20 protein-coding genes are annotated in these 20,093 nt (G+C 69.4%); 8 read left to right on the top strand and 12 right to left on the bottom strand.

The genetic code is table 11. The features are described from left to right. Window positions 1–160 precede the first annotated feature (160 nt). Both SB786_RS17560 and SB786_RS17555 read left to right on the top strand, forming a co-directional pair. Complete coding sequence (locus SB786_RS17560) at window positions 161–1,456, top strand: MFS transporter (RefSeq protein WP_410728534.1); 1,296 nt, start codon at window positions 161–163, stop codon at window positions 1,454–1,456. Window positions 1,457–1,519: 63 nt separating this feature from the next. Beyond that, on the top strand, window positions 1,520–2,302 hold the full coding sequence (locus tag SB786_RS17555; RefSeq protein ID WP_410728533.1) for a substrate-binding domain-containing protein: 783 nt from the start codon (window positions 1,520–1,522) through the stop codon (window positions 2,300–2,302). A gap of 24 nt (window positions 2,303–2,326) precedes the next feature. On the opposite strand, the gene dctA is transcribed toward SB786_RS17555, so the two are convergent. The 3 genes from dctA to SB786_RS17540 form a co-directional block, all read right to left on the bottom strand. After that, window positions 2,327–3,649 (bottom strand): C4-dicarboxylate transporter DctA, encoded by a 1,323-nt coding sequence (dctA, locus tag SB786_RS17550; RefSeq protein WP_410728532.1) that lies wholly within the window; start codon window positions 3,647–3,649, stop codon window positions 2,327–2,329. Between the two features lie 52 nt (window positions 3,650–3,701). Continuing rightward, window positions 3,702–4,637 (bottom strand): LysR family transcriptional regulator, encoded by a 936-nt coding sequence (locus tag SB786_RS17545; protein WP_410728531.1) that lies wholly within the window; start codon window positions 4,635–4,637, stop codon window positions 3,702–3,704. 96 nt (window positions 4,638–4,733) lie between these two features. Then, the gene (locus SB786_RS17540; protein ID WP_410728530.1) at window positions 4,734–5,627 is read right to left on the bottom strand and encodes a LysR family transcriptional regulator; all 894 of its coding nucleotides are present in this window, start codon (window positions 5,625–5,627) and stop codon (window positions 4,734–4,736) included. A 219-nt stretch (window positions 5,628–5,846) separates the two neighbouring features. Here SB786_RS17540 and SB786_RS17535 point away from each other — a divergent pair, with 219 nt between their 5' ends. Both SB786_RS17535 and SB786_RS17530 read left to right on the top strand, forming a co-directional pair. Beyond that, entirely contained in the window at window positions 5,847–6,107 is a 261-nt protein-coding gene (locus SB786_RS17535; RefSeq protein WP_410728529.1) for a DUF4148 domain-containing protein, read from the top strand. Between the two features lie 47 nt (window positions 6,108–6,154). After that, a complete protein-coding gene (locus SB786_RS17530; RefSeq protein WP_410728528.1) occupies window positions 6,155–7,369 on the top strand; it encodes an MFS transporter in 1,215 nt (404 codons plus the stop codon). 27 nt (window positions 7,370–7,396) lie between these two features. Here SB786_RS17530 and SB786_RS17525 read toward each other — a convergent pair whose 3' ends face one another. Continuing rightward, entirely contained in the window at window positions 7,397–7,873 is a 477-nt protein-coding gene (locus tag SB786_RS17525) for a response regulator (protein ID WP_410728527.1), read from the bottom strand. A 244-nt stretch (window positions 7,874–8,117) separates the two neighbouring features. Here SB786_RS17525 and SB786_RS17520 point away from each other — a divergent pair, with 244 nt between their 5' ends. Continuing rightward, entirely contained in the window at window positions 8,118–8,771 is a 654-nt protein-coding gene (locus SB786_RS17520) for a UdgX family uracil-DNA binding protein (protein WP_410728526.1), read from the top strand. Then, window positions 8,768–10,078, top strand: a complete 1,311-nt coding sequence (locus SB786_RS17515) for an NRAMP family divalent metal transporter (protein ID WP_410728525.1) — start codon at window positions 8,768–8,770, stop codon at window positions 10,076–10,078. The genes SB786_RS17520 and SB786_RS17515 overlap by 4 nt, the downstream gene beginning before the upstream one ends. 150 nt (window positions 10,079–10,228) lie before the next feature. Here SB786_RS17515 and SB786_RS17510 read toward each other — a convergent pair whose 3' ends face one another. The 7 genes from SB786_RS17510 to SB786_RS17480 form a co-directional block, all read right to left on the bottom strand. Continuing rightward, window positions 10,229–10,840 (bottom strand): hypothetical protein, encoded by a 612-nt coding sequence (locus tag SB786_RS17510; protein WP_410728524.1) that lies wholly within the window; start codon window positions 10,838–10,840, stop codon window positions 10,229–10,231. A 60-nt stretch (window positions 10,841–10,900) separates the two neighbouring features. Then, complete coding sequence (locus SB786_RS17505) at window positions 10,901–11,512, bottom strand: DUF4142 domain-containing protein (RefSeq protein ID WP_410728523.1); 612 nt, start codon at window positions 11,510–11,512, stop codon at window positions 10,901–10,903. A 27-nt stretch (window positions 11,513–11,539) separates the two neighbouring features. Then, window positions 11,540–12,397 (bottom strand): SDR family oxidoreductase, encoded by an 858-nt coding sequence (locus SB786_RS17500; protein WP_410728522.1) that lies wholly within the window; start codon window positions 12,395–12,397, stop codon window positions 11,540–11,542. Between the two features lie 128 nt (window positions 12,398–12,525). Further along, window positions 12,526–13,092 (bottom strand): hypothetical protein, encoded by a 567-nt coding sequence (locus SB786_RS17495; protein WP_410728521.1) that lies wholly within the window; start codon window positions 13,090–13,092, stop codon window positions 12,526–12,528. A gap of 88 nt (window positions 13,093–13,180) precedes the next feature. Beyond that, the gene (locus SB786_RS17490) at window positions 13,181–13,480 is read right to left on the bottom strand and encodes a DUF2795 domain-containing protein (RefSeq protein WP_410728520.1); all 300 of its coding nucleotides are present in this window, start codon (window positions 13,478–13,480) and stop codon (window positions 13,181–13,183) included. A gap of 40 nt (window positions 13,481–13,520) precedes the next feature. Further along, window positions 13,521–14,555, bottom strand: a complete 1,035-nt coding sequence (locus SB786_RS17485) for an SDR family oxidoreductase (RefSeq protein ID WP_410728519.1) — start codon at window positions 14,553–14,555, stop codon at window positions 13,521–13,523. A gap of 27 nt (window positions 14,556–14,582) precedes the next feature. Next, window positions 14,583–14,990 (bottom strand): BON domain-containing protein, encoded by a 408-nt coding sequence (locus SB786_RS17480; protein WP_410728518.1) that lies wholly within the window; start codon window positions 14,988–14,990, stop codon window positions 14,583–14,585. A 241-nt stretch (window positions 14,991–15,231) separates the two neighbouring features. Here SB786_RS17480 and SB786_RS17475 point away from each other — a divergent pair, with 241 nt between their 5' ends. Next, window positions 15,232–16,548 carry a glycosyltransferase family 4 protein gene (locus SB786_RS17475; RefSeq protein ID WP_006761072.1) on the top strand — a complete coding sequence of 439 codons (1,317 nt, stop codon included), beginning with the start codon at window positions 15,232–15,234 and terminating at the stop codon, window positions 16,546–16,548. Beyond that, window positions 16,548–17,594: a UDP-glucuronic acid decarboxylase family protein gene (locus SB786_RS17470; protein ID WP_410728581.1), complete on the top strand. Its 1,047-nt coding sequence runs from the start codon at window positions 16,548–16,550 to the stop codon at window positions 17,592–17,594. Before SB786_RS17475 ends, SB786_RS17470 begins: the two co-directional genes overlap by 1 nt. 68 nt (window positions 17,595–17,662) lie before the next feature. Here SB786_RS17470 and SB786_RS17465 read toward each other — a convergent pair whose 3' ends face one another. Beyond that, on the bottom strand, window positions 17,663–19,969 hold the full coding sequence (locus SB786_RS17465) for an ATP-binding protein (protein WP_410728517.1): 2,307 nt from the start codon (window positions 19,967–19,969) through the stop codon (window positions 17,663–17,665). Window positions 19,970–20,093 lie beyond the last annotated feature (124 nt).

The following is a 20,093-nucleotide window of genomic DNA, read 5'->3' as shown; positions in this document are numbered from 1 at the left end:
CAGCCGGGGTTTTGTCGGATCAGATCCGCGCCATTGATAACCAAACAACATCAATCCTTCCAAAAATCGCACTTATCGTTTCCCCGTCTCCGGGCGAACATGGCGAAAACGACAATCGACCGCTTCCCGCGCATTTTCCCGATTTCCTGGAGACACCCAGATGCACCCCTCGCCCAGCCTTCCGACCGGACGTTCGAAGGCCGCCGCGGTATTCCGCGTGACGGCCGGCAACTTCCTCGAGCAGTTCGACTTCTTCCTGTTCGGCTTCTACGCCACCCAGATCGCGGCCGTGTTCTTTCCCGCCGCGAGCGAGTTCGCGTCCCTGATGATGACGTTCGCCGTGTTCGGCGCCGGCTTCCTGATGCGGCCGCTGGGTGCAATCGTGCTGGGCGCGTACATCGACGACGTCGGCCGTCGCAAGGGCCTCATCGTCACGCTGGCGATCATGGCGAGCGGCACCATCCTGATCGCGTTCGTGCCGGGCTACGCGACGATCGGCCTGCTCGCGCCGGCGCTCGTGCTGCTCGGGCGCCTGCTGCAGGGCTTTTCGGCGGGCGCCGAGCTGGGCGGCGTGTCGGTCTATCTCGCCGAGATGGCCACGCCCGGCCGCAAGGGCTTCTTCACGAGCTGGCAGTCCGCCAGCCAGCAGGTCGCGATCGTCGTCGCGGCGGGCCTCGGCTTCGCGCTCAATCAATGGCTCAGCGCATCCGCCATCGCCGCGTGGGGCTGGCGCGTGCCGTTCTTCGTCGGCTGCATGATCGTGCCGTTCATCTTCATGCTGCGCCGCAATCTGGAGGAAACGCAGGAATTCAAGGCCCGCCGGCATCGTCCCGGCATGAAGGAAGTCTTCACCACGCTGATGCATAACTGGGGCATCGTGGTCGCCGGCATGATGCTGGTCGCGATGACCACCACGAGCTTCTATCTGATCACGGTCTATGCGCCGACCTTCGGCAAGACCGTCCTGCACCTGAGCACCGCGGACAGCCTGCTCGTGACGCTGTGCGTCGGCCTGTCGAACTTCGTATGGCTGCCGATCGGCGGCGCGCTGTCCGATCGCATCGGCCGCCGGCCGCTGCTCGTCGGGATGACGGTGCTCGCGATCGCGACCGCCTATCCCGCGCTGTCGCTGCTCGCTCATGCGCCGTCGTTCGTCAACATGCTGCTCGTGCTCCTGTGGCTGTCGTTCATGTACGGGATCTACAACGGTGCGATGGTCGTCGCGCTCACGGAAGTGATGCCCGTCGAAGTGCGCGTAGCGGGCTTCTCGCTCGCCTACAGCCTCGCGACGGCCGTGTTCGGCGGCTTCACGCCCGCCATCTCCACCGCGCTCATTCACATGACCGGCGACAAGGCCGCACCGGGCTACTGGATGAGCCTCGCCGCGGTGTGCGCGCTGCTCGCGACGTTCGCGCTGTATCGCCGCCACCCGGCGACGCTCACGCCCGCGCACTGACGCGTCATGCCGAACGACCTGCCCCGACTCCGTACGATCCGGACCATCACCATGACCATGACGATGAAAAACCTGCTTCTGAAACTGTGCGCGGCCGCGCTCGTCGCCACCACCGCGGTGAGCGCGAACGTGCAGGCCGCCGACCTGCACGTGATGAGCTCGGGCGGCTTCACCGCCGCCTACAAGCTGCTCGGCCCGCAGTTCGCGTCCAGCACGGGCAATACGCTCGCCACCGCGCTCGGCCCGTCGATGGGCAAGTCGCCCGAAGCGATTCCGAACCGGCTCGCGCGCGGCGAGCCTGCCGACGCGGTGATCATGGTCGGCTACGCGCTCGACGACTTGATCAAGCAAGGCAAGGTGATCCCCGGATCGCGCGTCGAGCTGGCCGATTCGCGCATCGGCATGGTCGTGCGCGACGGCGCGGCGAAACCCGACATCAGCTCGGCCGACGCGCTGAAGCAGGTTCTGCTGCACGCGAAGTCGATTGCCTATTCGGACAGCGCGAGCGGCGTGTACATCGAGCGGGAACTGTTCAGGAAGCTCGGCATCGAGGATCAGGTGAAATCGAAGGCGAAGATGGTTCCGCGGATTCCGGTCGCGTCCGTGGTCGCGAACGGCGACTACGAAATCGGCTTCCAGCAGGTCAGCGAACTGCTGCCGGTCAAAGGCGCGACCTTCGTCGGCAAGATTCCCGAATCGCTGCAGTCGGTCACGCGTTTCGCCGCCGGCATCCCCGTCGGCGCGCAACATCCGAAGGAAGCGAAGGCGCTGCTCGACTATCTCGCGTCGCCCGACGTGCAGTCGGAAGTGAAATCGACCGGACTGGATTCCGTCTCCGCACACTGAGCACGCACCAACGGAAGGCGTGCGTCAGACCGCCTTCCCGTCGCGCGCGGCATCGGCGTCGGCATCATCGGCGCCGTTCGGGCCCGCGGGCCCGGCCGCGTTCAGCATCCGTACGAGCCGCGCGCGATCGCATGCCCCTTCCCACGTCGAGACAAAAATCACCGCACATGCGTTGCTGATCACGCTCGTCAGCGCACGCGCCTCCGACATGAAGCGATCGATGCCCACCAGAAGCGCGACGCCGGCAACGGGCAGATCGGGCATCACCGCGAGCGTCGCGACGAGCGCGACGAGTCCGCTGCCGGACACGCCGGCCGCGCCCTTCGACGTCAACAGCATCACGGCCAGCATCGCGGCGATTTGCGGCGCGGAAAGCGGCACGTCGCACGCCTGCGCGATGAACAACGCCGCGAGCGTCAGATAGATCGCGGTGCCGTCGAGGTTGAACGAGTAGCCGGCCGGCAGCACGAGCCCGACGACGCCCTTGTCGCAACCGAGCGACTCCAGCTTGACGATCAGCCGCGGCAACACCGGCTCCGTGGACGACGTCGCGAGCACGATCAGCAACTCCTCGCGCAGGTAGCGCAGCAGCCGCCACAACGCGAAGCCGTGCAGCCGTGCCAGCGGCGCCAGCACCAGCGCGACGAACAGCACGCAGGCCACGTAGAACGCCACCATCAGCCGCGCGAGCGAGCCGACCGAGCCGATGCCGAAGCGTCCCACCGTGAACGCCATCGCGCCGAATGCGCCGAGCGGCGCGAGCCGCATGACCATCGCGAGCACGCGAAAGACGATCTGCGCGACGCCGTCGATCAGCGCCAGCACGGGCCGCCCGGCCTGCGGATACGCATTCAGCGAGAAACCGAACAGCAGCGACAGCAGCAGCACGGGCAGCACCTCGCCCTTCTGGAACGCGCCGAGCATCGTATCGGGGATCACGCTCAACGCGAACTCGACGAGCCCGTGCGGTTGCGCGTGCGGTGCATATTGCGCCAGGATGCGCGGGTCGAGATGGTGCACGTCGACGTGCATGCCGGCGCCGGGCCGCAGCACGAACGCGGTGACGAGCCCGAATGCGAGCGCGACGGCGGTCAGCAAATAGAACAGCAGCAGCGCGCGGACGATCGTGCGCCCGATGGCCTTGCCGTTCGCCAGCGACGTGATGCCGGAGACGATCGTGCAGAACACGATCGGCGCGATCATCATCCGCACGAGACCGACGAATGCGTCGCTGAGCGGCTTGAGCATCGCGCCCACCGACGGCCAGAAATGCCCGACGCTCACGCCGAGCACCATCGCCAGCAGAACCTGCACGTAGAGCGAACGAAGCGGTCTTGCCAACCTCACGATGCTGTCTTCCTCGATGTTCCGGCCGTATTCATCGGATTTGTCGTATTCGTCATGCCGATCCGTCGCTGCGTGCGGCGCCGGCGCCAGCGCCGGCACGTTTGGCGTCGACGATGGCGCGGTGAAACGCGTCCGCGGCCGGCGTCAGCGGGCGCCCGCGCCGTTTCACGATGCCGACCCGGCGCTTGACCACCGGTTCGACGAGCGGCACGCTCGTGAGCAGCGGATGGTCGTGTCCGGGCATCGCCATCGACGGCACCGCGGCGACGCCGAGCCCGGCTTCGATCAACCCGAGCAGAGTCGTCACGTGGCGCGTCTCGCACACGCTCGGCGCACGCGGCGCGACGGTCGTCAGCGCCTGGTCGAGCAGCAGGCGGTTGCCGGAAGTCTTGTCCACCGACACATACTCGTACTCGTAAAGCTCGTTCCAGGTCACGCGCTTCTTGCGCGCGAGCGGATGGTCGCGCCGGCACGCGGCAACGAAGCGCTCCTGCAGCAGCAGCTTGAAGTCGATCTCGGGCTCCTGGCTGCCCATGAAGCTCACGCCGAAATCGGCCTCGCCGCTGATCACGGCGCTCAGCACCTCGTTCGCGCCGGCATCCAGCAGCTTGACCCGGATGCGCGGAAAGCGGCGATGATAGCTCGCGATCACGTTGGGCAGGAAGTAGTAGGCTACCGACGGCACGCACGCGATCGTCACATGACCGAGGCGGCTCGATGACACGTCGCGGATGCCGAGCAGCGCGACGTCGAGATCGTCCAGCAGTTGCTCGGCGCTCGGCGCGAACACGCGCCCGACGGTGGTCAGCGTGACGCTGCGCGTGGTGCGCTCGAACAGGCGCACGCCGAGCGCTTCCTCCAGTTTGTCGATCCGGCGACTCAACGCGGGTTGCGAAATGCTGATCGCGTCGGCGGCCTTCCGGAAGCTGCCCAGCTCCACCACCGCGCGAAACGCCTGCAAGTCTGTCAAATCGAAGTTGATTCCCACGGGCCGGTCTCCCTGTTTCGAATGCCGCGTATTGTGCATGATCCGGGCAAGCCCACCCAGCCAGGGGATCGCCGGCTCGGCCAATCCGCCACCCCGCTATGCCCGATGCCGCAACGCGTCGATCACGATCGAGAACGCGCGCGATGCCTGGCGGCGGCTCGGGTAGTACGCGTGATAGCCGGGAAACACCGGGCACCAGTCCGGCATCACGATCCGCAGCCGCCCGCTGCGCACGTGGTCGAGCACGATGTCCTCGGTGACGAACGCAATGCCGAAGCCGTCGAGCGCCGCCTGCACCATATGCGGCTGCGTATTGCAGGTGATGCGGCCGCTCACGCGCGCCTGGATCTCGTTCCTGCCCTTCTTCAATTCCCACGCATAGATGCCCTTCGCGGTCGCGAGCCGCAGCGTCACGCAGTCGTGATTGAGCAGGTCCTGCGGCGTCCTGGGCGGCTTGCGGCCGTCGAGATAGGCCGGCGACGCGACCATCGCCATCCGGATGTCCGGGCTGATGCGCACCGCGATCATGTCCTTCGCGACCTGGTCGCCGTAGCGCACGCCGATGTCGTAGCGCTCCTCGACGATGTTCGCCAGCCCGTAGTCGACCGACAGCTCGACGCGGATGTCGGGGTAATCGGGCAGCACCCGCGTGAGCTTCGGCCAGATGATCGTGTCGATCGGATGCTCGGTGGCCGTGATCCGTACGACGCCGGCCGGCTTGTCCCGGAAATCGGACACCGCGGCGAGCTTCATCTCGATCTCGTCGATGCGCGGCGCGACGGCCTGAAACAGTTCCTCGCCCGCCTCGGTGGTCGACACGCTGCGCGTCGTGCGCGTGAGCAGCCGCACGCCGAGGCGCGTCTCGAGATCGCGGACCGTCTGGCTCAGCGCCGATTGCGACACGCCGAGCCGCGCCGCCGCGCGCGTGAAGCTGCGGTCGCGCGCCACGGCCAGAAACACGAGCAGATCGTTGAGGTTTTCGCGCGGCATGGCGAGCGGCTCCTGTCGAAACGGACGCCCATCCTAGCACCGACACCGCCCGGTGCCGCCTGCCGCGGCCGCGGTCGATTCATCGGTGCAGTTTATAAGTCCAAGCGTGCCGCGCTACTTAATCGATCGAACGCCGGCCGATAGACTGCGAAGCGTTCAGGCTCCCGTGCGCCCCCAGGCCCCGGGAATCTTCCACGCATGCTTCCCGGAGTCCGTCTCGTGAAATCCCTGCTTCCCCTTTTCGTCGCCGCGCTTGCCGTTTCCGCTCCGTTGCTCGCCCATGCGCAGGGCCTCACGCGTGAGCAGGTGCGCGATGACATGATTCGCTACGAAGCCGCCGGCTTCAATCCGGCGCGCGCCAATCCGCGCACCTGGGTCGACGATGCGCGCGCGGCGTCCACGCGCGTGACGGCGGCGCGCGATGCCGACGGCCGCACGTCCATCGCCGCTCGCGGCACGGCTGCCGCGCGTTGCGACTGACGCGCCCATCCCGGACACCACCGATCCGCACCCATTCCGATTCCACGATGCAAGCCGTTTCCTCTTCCGATCGCGGGCCCGCGCCCGTTCGCACCGCCGCGTGGGGCGCCGTCCTCGCGATGGCGCTCGGCGCGTTCGCGCTCGTCGCGTCCGAATTCATGCCGGTCAGCCTGCTGACGCCGATCGCGCACGACCTGCGGATCAGCGAAGGGCAGGCCGGCCAGGCGATCTCCGTATCGGGCGCGTTCGCGCTGCTGACGAGCCTGTTCATCTCGTCGCTGGCCGGCCGGCGCGACCGCAAGCGGGTGCTGCTGTCGCTGACGCTGCTGATGATCGTGTCCGGCACGGTCGTCGCATTTGCGCCGAGCTATCCGGCGTTCATCGCCGGGCGCGCGTTGATCGGCGTCGCCATCGGCGGATTCTGGTCGATGTCGGCGGCCACCGCGATGCGCCTCGTGCCGGAGCGGCAGGTTCCGCGCGCGCTGGCGATCGTCAACGGCGGCAACGCGCTGGCGACCGTCATCGCCGCGCCGCTGGGCAGTTTTCTCGGCGGCATCGTCGGCTGGCGATGGGCGTTCTTCTGCGTCGTGCCGGTCGCCGCGATCGCGTTCGGCTGGAAGCTGGCGAGCCTGCCGCGCATGCACGCCGCGCACGGCAGCGCTACGCCCGGGCGCGCGTTCGCGCTGCTGACGAGCGCGCCGGTCGCGCTCGGCATGACGGCGGTCAGCGTCTTTTTCATGGGCCAGTTCACGCTGTTCACGTACTTGCGGCCGTTCCTCGAAGCCGTGACACACGCCGGCGCCGCCGGGCTGTCGGTGCTGCTCCTCGTGATCGGCGTCGCGGGGTTCGCGGGGACGATCCTGATCGGCGCGTTCCTGCAACACGGGCTGTACCGGACGTTGATCGTCATCCCCGGCCTGATGGCAGCGGTTGCCGTCGCGCTGATCGCGTTCGGCCACTCGATCGGCGCGACCGCCGCGCTGCTGGCGGTCTGGGGGCTGCTCGGCACGGCGGCGCCGGTCGGCTGGTGGACGTGGCTGGCCCGTGCGCTGCCGCGCGACGCGGAAGCCGGCGGCGGCCTGATGGTGGCGGTCGTGCAGCTCGCGATCGCGCTCGGTGCGACGGCCGGCGGCGTGCTGTTCGACCTGCACGGCTATCGCGCGACGTTCGGGCTGAGCGCGGGCCTGCTCGTCGCCGCCAGCGGGCTCGCGGCGCTGGCGGCGCGAGCCGCGTTGCGCGCCGACGCCGCCCCGCGCGCGTGACGGGGCCAGCGTAACGTCGCGGTTTTTTTACACACGCCGTGTAACGCCCGCGTCCGGCCGCGCGCCGCCGTATGCGGCGTCCAGATAACGCAGCAGCCGGTGCGGCGTCAGCGGCTTCGCGCAGTGCGCGTCGAAGCCGGCTTCCCGCGCACGCTCGCGATCGTTGCGCGACGCGAAGGCGCTGCACGCGATGAGCAGCATGTCGGCGGTGCGCGGGTCGCCGCGCAGTCGCTTCGCCAGTTGCAGGCCGTCGAGGCCCGGCATCGCGATGTCGAGCACGATCGCGAACGGCTGCCACTCGCGTGCGAGATCGCAGACGGCGAACGGATCGTTCGCGACGCGGCATTCGAAGCCGCGCGCCTGGAGCAGCAACCGCAGCGCATCGGCCGCGTCGCGATAGTCGTCGACGACCAGCACGCGGCGCAGCCGGCGCGGCACGCTATCGGGTGCGCGCCACAGCAGCACGTCGTCGGCCGCCGGATCGTCGCCGCAGATGATTTGCATCGCGTTTCTCCTGTAATCGAAGATACCCTCGGCGCAAACTGCGCGCCCATATCGACGCTGCCGCCTGCATGCGGCATGCCGGTTGCTGCACAGGGTCGATATCGTCGATATGGGAGCCGTCGATGCGCGCACCGCCGCTGTTCCGACCCGGCAAGGAGCTCGATCCGTCTGAAGCCCGCCGGCGAACGCACCGTTGCACACGCGCCGACACCGGCCTGGCGCCGGCCTGCGCGAGAGGCGCCGCATGACACGCCACTCGCCCGCGAAGCCCGCCGCGCCCGACGACGTCGCGCCGGCCACGCTCGACGCCTGCCGCCGCTGCGGGCTGTGGGAACACGCGACGCAGCCGGTGCCGGGCGCGGGGCCCGCCCACGCGCGCCTCATGCTGGTCGGCGAGCAGCCCGGCGACCAGGAAGACCGCACGGGCATCCCGTTCGTCGGCGCGGCGGGCCGCATGCTCGACCGCGCGCTCGAGGAAGCCGGCATCGAGCGTGCGAGCGTCTACGTGACCAACGCGGTCAAGCACTTCAAGTGGGAACCGCGCGGCAAGCGACGGCTGCACAAGACGCCCGCGCAGCGCGAGGTCGCCGCGTGCCGCTACTGGCTCGAACGCGAGCTCGCCGCGCTGGGCCCGCGCGTGATCGTCGCGCTCGGCGCGACGGCGCTGCGTGCCGTGCTGCAGGACAACGACGCGACGCTGGAGCGCACGCGCCAGCCCGTGCGCTCGCCCGACGGCTGTCTCGTCGTCGCGACCTATCACCCGTCCTACGTGCTGCGCACGCGCGGCGCCGATTCGCGCGAGCAGGCGTACCGGACCCTCGTCGACGCGCTGCGCACCGCGTCGCGCCTCGCGCACGGCAGCGGCGGCACGCACGGCGCACGGGGAGACGCCGAATGAGCAACCTGCGCGGCGACGACGTGTCGCGCGACACCGCTACCGCCGCCGCGCCCGCCGCGAAGCCGTGGTACCGGCGGCTCGGCCCCGGCCTGCTCGCGGGCGCGTCCGACGCCGACCCGAGCAACATCGCGGTCTATGCGCAGGCCGGCAGCCAGTTCGGCTTCCACATGCTGTGGATGATCATCGTCGCGCTGCCGATGATGGTGGCCGTGCAGCTCGCGTCGGCGTTCATCGGACGCGCCAATCGCGAAGGCCTCGTCGCGGGCATCCGCAAGCAGTTCTCCGACCGGCTCGCCAAAGGCCTGATCGTGATGATCGTGATCGTCAACGTCGTGAACGTCGGCGCCGATCTCGCCGCGATGGGCGACGCGACCGCGCTCGTCGCGGGCGGGCGCAGCTACTGGTATGCACCCGTCTACGGCCTCGGGTCGCTCGCGCTGCAGGTGCTGCTGTCCTACGAGCGCTATGCGCGCTGGCTGAAATGGATGACGCTCGGCCTGCTCGCGTACGTGGTCGAACTCGGCTTCGTGCACATCGACTGGCGCACCCTGCTGCACGCGATCGTGCTGCCGCATGTCGCGTTCACGCACGAATACGCGACGAGCATGGTCGCGGTGCTCGGCACGACGCTGAGCCCGTATCTGTTCGTGTGGCAGGCCGCGCTCGAAGTGGAGGAAACCCAGGCCGAGCGCCGCAACGGCGACACCGCATGCTCGCCCGGCGCGCGGCGCGAGACCGAACGACGCATCACGTTCGATACCTGGACCGGGATGATCGTGACCAACGCGGTGTCGTTCTGCATCATGGTGATCGGCGCGGCGGTGTTCTTCTCGCACGGCAAGCACGACATCGCCTCGACCGCGCAGGCCGCCGAGGCGCTGCGCCCGATTGCCGGCGAAGCGGCGTTCCTCCTGTTCGCGTTCGGCATCGTGGGCTGCGGGCTGCTCGCGATTCCCGCGTTCGCGGGCAGCGCCGCCTACGGCTGCGCGGAGGCCTGGCGGTTCCGCGAAGGCCTGAACGAGCCGGTGCGGCGCGCGCCGGCGTTCTATGCGGTGCTGGCGGCCTGCGTGATCGTCGGCATCGCGATCTGTTTCAGTCCGGTCAATCCGATCAAGGCGCTGTACTGGAGCGCGGTGCTCAATGGCGTCGCGGCGGTGCCGATGCTCGCGCTGGTGATGCTGCTGTCGCAGCGGCGGGACGTGGCCGGTCAGCCGCGCAGCGGGATCGTGTCGAAGCTGTTCGGATGGCTCGCGGTCGCGCTGATGGCGGCGTCGGTGGTTCTAATGACCGTGGACATGCTGGGCTGAGCGTGACGAGGCGATTGGGGCGGTTGCGTTCTTGAGGGTGGTTGCGTGCGCAACCGTCGACGCTGAAAGCAGAAAGGGAGAGCAGAGGAGAAAAGCCGGCCAACCGGGCGACCGCGCGTGCGGCACGGCCCGGTAGCCGGCCCGGCGCGGTTACATCATCTTGCCGCGCGAGCGTTCGGCACGCGCCGCATCGGCCGCCGATTCCACCTTCTTCACTTCCTCCGGCGGCGGCAGCACGGCCTTGAAGCCCATCGACTCGATCCACATCTCGCGCGCCCAGCCGCGGGTGTGATACAGGTGATGGTCCTCGTCGGCCTCGACCTCATCGTGCGCGGCCTTCAGCGCCTTCGCCGCGTCGCTGTCGCGCAACTGGTCGGCCGCATAGCCGATCAGCTCCCAGTTCAGGTGATCCTTGGTTTCGGCGAGCACCACGCATTCCGCGGCGACGACCTGCGCGACCGCCGGGTCGGCCTGCTTCTTCGCCTGCTCGATCACCTGGACCAGCGACTTGCCGGTCGCCGCCACCGCGGCACGCCCCGGCGACTGCGTGTCCGGATCGAGACCGAGCGTTTCGAACACCTTGCGCAGCACCTCCTGGTGATGCATCGTCTCGCGGTGGTACTTCTCCCATTCCTTGTGCAGGTCCGCGTCGGTCGCGCACTGGAGCGCGGCCTCGTAGATCTGCGCCCCGCCAAGCTCGGTCTCGTATGCCTGGCAGAGCAGTTCGAGGATGCCTTCGTGCTTCGATTGCCGTTGGGCCATGACTGCTTCTCCGAAAAAGCGGGCCGCCCAATGCGGCCCTGGGGTTGAACCGGGCGCGCGTTACTGCGCGCCCACCTTGCGTTGGAGCGCCTCCGCCATGCTCAGGTGATGCTTGAGCGTCGGCAGCGTGGATTTCGCGAATGCGCGCAACTGCGGGTCCTTGCCGTCGCGCGCCTCGCCTTCGAACAGCGCGACCGCCTTGCGGTGCGCGTCGGGGCCGGCCGCCGCGACGTACGCGGTGTCGAAGTCGTGGCCGCTCTTGCCGCGCAGCGCCTCGACGTCCGGATCCGGGATCTGCTCGACCTGCGGCTTCATGCCCTTGCGCCCGGCGATCTCGGTGAGCTTCGCGTTCGCCTTGCCGTGATCGGCCACCATGCGTTTCGCGAACGCGCGCACGTCCGCCGACCGGGCCTGCTTCAACGCGAGCTGGCTCGCCTGCACCTCGGCCTTGCCGGCCAGCGCGGCCTTGTCGATGAATTCCGCGTCGCCGCCCTGCGGCGCCTTCGCCATGCCGGCGTCGCCCGTGGCGGCGCCCGACGACGGGTTGATCACGCCGCCCGGCACATGCGAATTCGATGCGGGCGGCTCGCTCGGCATCTGGGCGTGCGCGAGCCCCGACACGGCGAGCACGCCGGCGGCGAGCGCCGCGAGGGTCCAGTTGGTTTGCTTCATGCGCTTTCTCCTTGCGTGGGGAGTCAGTCAGCCGCCGACGATCGAGCCGCCGTTCGGATGCAATGTCTGCCCCGTCATGTAGCTCGCGCCTTCCGACGCGAGCAGCACGTAGCAGCCGATCAACTCGTCCGGCTGCCCCGGCCGCTTCAGCGGCACGTTCGAGCCGAACTTCGCGACCTCGTCGGCGCTGAAGGTCGACGGGATCAGCGGTGTCCAGATCGGCCCCGGCGCGACGGCGTTCACGCGAATGTCGCGCTCGGCCAGCTCGATCGACAGCGAGCGCGTGAACGCGACGATCGCGCCCTTGGTCGCCGAGTAATCGGGCAGCTTCGGGCTGCCGTGATAGGCAGTGACCGACGCGGTGTTGACGATGCGTCCACCCTGCTTCATGTGCGCCAGCGCCGCCTGCGTGCAGAAAATCATCCCGTACACGTTGGTGCGGAACGTGCGCTCGAGCTGTTCCTCGGTCACGTCCTCGATGCCGGGTTGCGGATGCTGTTCGCCCGCGTTGTTCACCAGCACGTCGAGCCGGCCGAGCTTTTCGACGGTGCGCGCGACGGCGTCGCGCGCCTGGCGGCGATCGCCGATGTCGCAGGCGATCGCCTCGCAGCGCCGGCCGGCCTGCTCGATCAGGCGCTTCGTATGCGCGGCGTCGTCCGATTCGTTCAGGTAGACGATCGCGACGTCCGCGCCCTCCTTCGCGAATCCGATCGCGACCGCGCGGCCGATGCCGCTGTCGCCGCCCGTCACGAGCGCGACCTTGCCGGCCAGCTTGCCGCTGCCGACGTAATCGGCCGCCTCGTCGCGCGGCTTCGGATGCATGTCCCGCTCGCTGCCCGGCTGCCGGGTCTGCTTCTGGGGCGGCGGGGTCTTTGCCGTGGTCATGAGTTCCTCCTTGAACGGGTGTCGGCGACACGTCGCAAACGGCGTGCCACGACCGGCGCAGCGGGCCGGGCAGGGTTACAGGGCCCGAGCCGCACACCGCATTGCAAGCGCGTGCAGAAACGACGCGCTCAATGCGGCGTGCCCTGCGTGGTGCCGTCCGGCCGGCGCACGGGATCGAAGTCGCGCCACTGGCCGTCCTGCCAGTCGCCTTCGACGCGTTCGATCGATTGCGCGCCGGTCGCGCGCAGCACGTCTTCCGCGGCGGCGGCTGTCGTCGCCGTCACGCGCGCGGCCAGGATCACGCCGGTTTCGGTGTGCGCGAGCGTGCCCTTGCCTTCGGCCTGCTCGCCGCGCATCCGGCCGAGCGCGCCGCCGAACGCGCCGAGATACGCGCCGGCGAGCGCGCCGGCGGCCGACACGAACCAGTAGCGCACCCCGATCGCATAGACGATCAACCCGACCATCGCGCCGATCAGCAGCCCGCGCAGCGCGCCGAGCATCGCGCCGCGCCCGCCGGGCTTCGCGGCCGTATCGGCATACACGTCGCCGCCGATCGGAAAGCGCGCGTGCTGGCCGCCCGGGTTCAGGAAGAAGATCGACACGTCGTCCGGGCCGAACGCGCGCTCGTAAAGGTGGCGCGCCCCACCTTCCGCTTCATCGAACGTCGTGAAGCGGCCTGCGACGATCATCGCCATGCTCGTGCTCCTCCTCGTGACGGTAACGGTGACGGTGCTGGTGAGGCGCCGTGCACGCGACGGCGCGCACGGCGCGATGCGGCGGCGCTCACATCAGCCGCCCGAGTTCCTTCGAAACCGACGCGGGCGTGCCGTATTCACGATCGGGAATCTTGCGCAGCATCTCGAGCACGCCCGCATCCGCATGCGAGCGTTCCGCGCATTCGACGATGTCCGACTTGCTGGCCGGGTAGTCCATCCCCTTCAGCGCCTTCTGCACGTCGACGGGGCTGGGCGCCTTGCCGTGCCCTGTCTGGTGGCCGCCCTTGTCGTGGTCCTGCTGCACCCGCTCGCCTTCGTGCGCGCGCGAGTGGCTGTGTTCGTGGCCCGTATGTTGTCGGGATGACATGGAAACCTCCTTCGAATGAAAAAAACGGAAAGGAACGTGATCACGTCGACGTCGGCGCGCGGCGCGCGCGCGCGAATGCGGCGAAAGCCAGCGCCGCCGCGCCCAGCGCGATCGCGCCCGCGACCTTCGGCCGCTGCACCACCGCGTTGTACGCGCACGCGCGCAGCACGTGGCCCTCCATCCCTTCGCGCTCGTGCAACACGTGGCGCGACTCGTACAGCGCGTTATCGTCGCGCGGGCGCGCGGGGCGCACCGTGCGCTGGCCGCGCGAGAACAGCGTGGCCGCGACGCGATCGAACAGCCGCGGCGCGTGGTACGCGCTGGCCGACGTGAATTTCGCGGCGCCGCCGACGAACAGCGTGCGGCGCGGATGCGCGGCCGCGAACAGGATCGCGTCGGCGACGAGGTTCGGGTCGTAGATCGGCGGCGCCAACTTCGCCTCGACGTTCATGTAGTTCTTCGCGTGCATCACGAACATCGTGTCGATCGCGGCCGGCTTGATCAGCGTGACGGACACCGGCAGATGGTCCGACTCCAGCTCGAGCCGCAGCGAATCGGTGAAGCCCTTCACCGCGTGCTTCGATGCGGCGTACGCGCTTTGCAGCGGCACCGGTGCGTCGGACGCCTCGCTGCCCATGTTGATGATCGCGCCGCCGTGGAAATCGCTCTTGCGCCGGAAATGGTCCGACGCGACGAGCGAGCCATGCACGACGCCCCAGTAGTTGGTGTCGAACAGCCGGCGCTGATCCTCGAGCGGCACCGCGGCCGCCGTGCCGAAGATCGACACGCCCGCGTTGTTGACCCACGTGTCGAAGCCGCCATAGGTATCGGCCGCCTTCGCGGCCGCGCGCTGCAGATCCTCGACATTGCCGACGTCACCGGCGACCGCCACCGCGAGGCCGCCATGCTGGCGAATTTCCTCGCACAGCGTGTTCAGCGCGTCCTCGTTGCGCGCGAACAGCACCAGCTTCGCGCCGCGCCGTGCCGCCTTGCGCGCGGTGACGAGGCCGATGCCGCTCGTGGCGCCCGTGATCACGATCGTCTGCTCGCCGACCGGTTTGAGCATGCACTTCATCGGGTGACTCCTTTCACGGGGCCGCGGTTATTTCGGGCGGATGGTCAGCTGGTCGCGCACGTCCTGCACGCCCTCGATCTGTTTGACGACGCTCACCGCCTGGGTGCGCTGCTGTTCGTCCGGCACGCTGCCGGTGAGCATCACGATGCCGTGACGCGTCTTCACGTGAATGTCGCCGGCGGACAGGCCGCTCGTGCCGACCAGTTCGGCCTTGGCCTTGGTCGTGATGGTCGCGTCGCGGATCTTCGCGCCGGTGCTCGAATGCGTCGACGACGACATGGATGACGATGCCGCGCCGTCGTCGCCGGCGGCGAACACGTTCGGCGCGACGGCCGTGCAGGCGACGGCCGCGGCGATCGCGACCGCCATGCCGAGTCGCGTCGCGGGACGACGGCGAAAGCGCGGTGCGCGGGCTTGCAGCGGGAATACCTTCATCGTGACCTCCTTTCGTGGGGCCGGCATGGCCGGCGGGTGTCGGCATGGCGCAAATCGCGTGCCGCGCGGAGTACGCCGCATCCGCGCGCGACACGCCGATCAGACGCCCTTTCATCCAACGCGTTGTAATTTTTTCGGCGCACCGGTGGGGGGTTTCGCCCGCAAAAGCCCGGGCATGCCGATTGCCGAACAGGGACGCAACGGGGCCCGTCGGCGCGGCCTCGATCACCGGAGCAACACCATGCAGAGAATTGCGTTGATCAGTGAACATGCGTCGCCGCTGGGGGTGATCGGCGGCGTGGATGCGGGCGGGCAGAACATCTACGTCGCGAACGTCGCGAAGCAGCTGGCCGAGCGCGGCCTCGACGTCGACGTCTACACGCGTTGCGACAATGCGCACCTGCCCGAAGTCGTGGAGATCGGCTCGCGCATGCGCGTGATCCACGTGCCGGCCGGCCCGCCCGTCGACGTGCCGAAGGAGCGGCTGCTGCCGTACATGGGTGCGTTCGCGGACTACATGATCGCGCGCATGCGGCGCGAACCCGATCCGGTCGACGTGATGCACGCGAACTTCTTCATGTCGGGCGAGGCCGCGCTGCGCGTGAAGAAGCGCCTCGGCATTCCGCTCGTCACGACGTTCCATGCGCTCGGGCGCGTGCGGCGGCTGCATCAGGGCGCGGCCGACGGCTTTCCCGATGAACGCTTCGCGATCGAGGACACGCTCGCGCGCCGCTCCGACCGGTTGATCGCCGAATGCCCGCAGGACGCGCTGGACCTGACCACGCACTACCACGCGAACGCCGCGCGCATCGAGATCGTGCCGTGCGGGTTCGACGCGCGCGAATTCCGGCCGATTCCGCGCGCCGACGCGCGCGCGCGGCTCGGCTGGCCGCAGCACGCGTTCGTCGTGCTGCAGCTCGGGCGGCTGGTGCCGCGCAAGGGGATCGACACCGTGATCGACGCCGTGGCGCGGATGCCGCGCGACCCGCAACGGCCGACCCGGCTCTACATCGTCGGCGGCAGCCAGGCGACGCCCGATCCGGCACGCGATCCGGAGCTCGCGCGGCTCGCCGCGCTGTCGCACGACACCGGTATCGCGGACCGCGTGACCTTCGTCGGCCGGCGCGAGCGCGATGTGCTGCACCTGTACTACAGCGCGGCCGACGTGTTCGTGACGACGCCGTGGTACGAGCCGTTCGGCATCACGCCGGTCGAGGCGATGGCCTGCGCGGCGCCGGTGATCGGCAGCAACGTGGGCGGCATCCGCACCACGGTGGACGACGGCGTCACCGGCTACCTGGTGCCGCCGCGCGATCCGGCCGCGCTCGCCCAGCGGCTCGTGCAGCTGCGCGCGCGGCCCGACCTGTGCGACGCGCTCGGCCGCGCCGGCTACCTGCGCGCGCACCGCTTCTATACGTGGCGCGGCGTGACCGATCGCCTCGTCGACATCTATCGCGACGTCGCGCATGCGCAGCGCGCCGGCACGGCGGCCAGCAGCCGGCGCACCCCCGTCGCCGCCACGCCGGGCGTACTCGCGAACCGCAAGGAGAATGCATGATGAAGGGCTACGATCGCAAACGCGTACTCGTCACCGGCGGCGCCGGCTTCCTCGGTTCGCATCTGTGCGAACGCCTCGTGACGTCCGGGCACGATGTGCTGTGCGTCGACAATTTCTACACGGGGACGAAGGACAACATCGCTCACCTGCTCGACGCGCCGAACTTCGAGCTGATGCGCCACGACGTGACATTTCCGCTGTACGTCGAGGTCGACGAGATCTACAACCTCGCGTGCCCCGCGTCGCCGGTGCATTACCAGCGCGACCCGGTGCAGACGACCAAGACGAGCGTGCACGGCGCCATCAACCTGCTCGGCCTCGCGAAGCGCGTGAAGGCGCGCATCCTGCAAGCGTCGACCAGCGAGGTGTACGGCGACCCCGACGTGCACCCGCAGGACGAGCGCTACTGCGGCCGCGTGAACCCGATCGGCGTGCGCGCGTGCTACGACGAAGGCAAGCGCTGCGCGGAAACCCTGTTCATGGACTATCACCGTCAGTACGGCGTCGACGTGCGGATCGCGCGCATCTTCAATACGTACGGGCCGCGCATGCATCCGGCCGACGGGCGGGTCGTTTCGAACTTCATCACGCAGGCGCTGGCCGGCGAGCCGCTGACCGTCTACGGCGACGGCAGGCAGACGCGCTCGTTCTGCTATGTCGACGACATGGTCGACGCGCTGATCCGTCTGATGAACGAACCCGGCGACGCGTGCGCGCCGGTGAACCTCGGCAGCGACGACGAGATCGCGATGATCGACATCGCGCGCGAGGTCGTGAGGATCGTCGGCGCGACGGTGGCGATCGAGTTCCGCCCGCTGCCGTCCGACGATCCGCGCCAGCGGCGGCCCGATCTCGACGTCGCGCACCGTCGCCTCGGCTGGCGCGCGACGACGCCGCTCGCGACCGGGCTCGCGCATACCGCGCGGTATTTCATCCATCGGCAGGCGGCGCATCACGAGCCGGGCGACCTGGTGCGCAGCACGCAGATCGCGTCGCACATGCTCGCGCAGATCAGCACGCAGAACCGGCCGGCGGCCGCGACATGAGGATGAATGAGCTGACTTGAACCGCCGTTACCGCGCGCGCTGGCGCGATGGCCGATGCGCACCACGCATCAGCCGCCGCGCTGCGTCACGTGCGCGATCTTGTGCGCCAGTTCCCGCACGTCGACCGGCTTGCACAGAAAGCCGTCGAACCCCGCTTCGAGCGCGCGCCGCTCGTCGGCGGGGCCCGCGTGCGCGGTCACGGCCAGCACGCGCAGCTCGCGCGGCGTCGCGCCGTGCGCGCCCCCGTGCCGCAATGCATCGAGCAGCCAGAAGCCGTCGCCGTCGGGCATCGCGAGATCGGACAGCACGACGGTCGGCTGAATATTGGCGACTACCGCGAGCGCTTCGCGGCCCGAGGATGCGATCGCGACGGTCGCGCCGAGCGTCGTCAACGCGGCCGTCAGGCTCGCGCGCGTGGTCGCGTCGTCGTCGACGATCAGGATGCGCTGCGCATCGAGCATCTGCGGATCGCGCCGGCCATCGCCCTGCACGATGCCCCACGCCATCGCGCCCGGCGGCTGCCAGCCGGCCGGCAGCGTCACCGTGAAGGTCGCGCCGCGATTGCGGCCCGCGCTTTCGACGCGCACCTGGCCGCCATGCAACTGGGCGATGTGGCGCACGATCGACAGGCCGAGCCCGAGCCCGCGTCGCGGCGACGCGGGCGAATCGTCCGCGCGGCGGAACATGTCGAATACATGGGGAATGAACGCGGGCGGAATGCCCTGCCCGGTGTCCGCCACGACCAGCACCGCATGCGCGTCGTCGCGCGACAGCGTGACCGTCACCGCGCCGCCGCCGGGCGTGAATTTCAGCGCGTTCGAAACGAGATTCGCGAGCATCTGCCGCAGCCGTTCCGCGTCGCCCGACACCACGCATGCGCTTGCCGCGCACTCGAACTCGAGCACGATGCCGGCCGACGACGCGGCCGTCTGGAAAGCGCCCACCGTATCGGAGAAGAGCCGCACCACGTCGACCGGCATCGGATCGATCCGCAGCTTGCCGGTCGCGAGCGACGACGCGTCGAGGATGTCGCCCACCATGCGCGTCAGCGAACGGGCGCTGCGGTCGATCGCATCGATCGCCTGCAACTGCAGCGCGTCGTCGCGCGTATTGCGCAGCACCTCGATCCAGCCGTAGATCACGTTCAGTGGCGTGCGCAGTTCGTGCGACACCGTCGCGAGCAATTCGTCCTTCAGACGATTCGACGTATCGGCCCGGTCGCGCGCGTCGCGTGCGCCCTGCAGCGAGCGCTGCGCGCGCAGGTCGCGCCGGCGCTGCGCACCCGTCTCGCGCAGCGTCAGCGACAGCGCGACGCAACTGCGCGCGTCGCCGCGCACCGGGCCCGCCGACACCGTTGCGCGAAAGCGCCGGCCGTCGCGGCGCACGCACAGCAATTCGAGCGGGCCGACCGCCTCGCGCATCGTGTCGAACGAATCGGCGAGCGGGTTGCGCCGCAGCCAGCGCATCGCGACCAGCGTTTCGAGCGGACGCCCGCGCGCGTCGGCTTCGTCATAGCCGAAGATCCGCTGCGCGGCCGGGTTCCAGCTGACGATGCGACCCTCGCGGTCGATCCCGACGATCGCGTCCGGCGACGCATCGACCACCGCCCGCTGCAGGCGCGACACCTCCGTCAACGCGCGCTCCGTGCCCGCGTCGCGCAGCAACAGCACCGCGCCGTCGAGGCGGCCGTGCACGTCGACGATCGGCGACGCGGCCTCGACGATCGGTACCCGCGAGCTACCGTCGGCGCCGTGCAGCCAGTGCCGGTCGGACCGCGCATGCACGCCGCCGAGCGCGCGCTCGAGCGGCGTCGGCTGCACGCGCCGGTCGTCGCGATCGAACACGTGCAGCACGTCGCACACGGGACGGCCCGTCGCGTCTTCGAGGCCGCCGCCCGCCAGCGCGGCCGCCGCTGCGTTCACGTAGGTCACCCGGCCTGTCGCGTCGGCCGCGATCACCCCATCCGGCAACGCCTGCAGCACGGCGCCGAGCTGCCGCCGCGCGGCAGCCTCGCGCCGGTATGCAAGATCGTTCGTGAGCCGCGCGCGCCGCAGCCTCGCCGCGATCGCGCACACCAGCACGCCGACCAGCATGAAGATGGCGAGCCGCACGAGGCGGTCGGGCAGCGACCCGGTATACGCGGCCCCATCGGACAGGAACAGCGTCCAGACCAGCAGCCCGCTGAGCACGGTCGCCAGGATCCCGAACATGAACGATGTCGCCCACGCGGCGCCGGCGAGCAGCGGGTAGTAGAGGACCAGCGGCAGGTTCACGCCGCCGAACCGGATCGCCAGCGTTTGCAGCACGGTCGCGATGGCGACGAGCATCACGGCGGTTGCGTAATTTCCGGCCTGCGGCCGTGCAATTTCAATCATCGGACACGCTCCTGCCGGAAGTTCCACGGTACCCGGCAACGGGCGAACCCACGGGCATGCCGCATGCTTGCCCGCATGCTCGCCGGTCGGCTGCGCCCGCTCGGCCGCTTGCATCTGATACCAG

The organism is Burkholderia sp. SIMBA_062 (assembly GCF_046534765.1).
Taxonomy (GTDB): Bacteria; Pseudomonadota; Gammaproteobacteria; order Burkholderiales; family Burkholderiaceae; genus Burkholderia; species Burkholderia ambifaria.
This window is presented reverse-complemented; position numbering and strand designations above follow the sequence as displayed.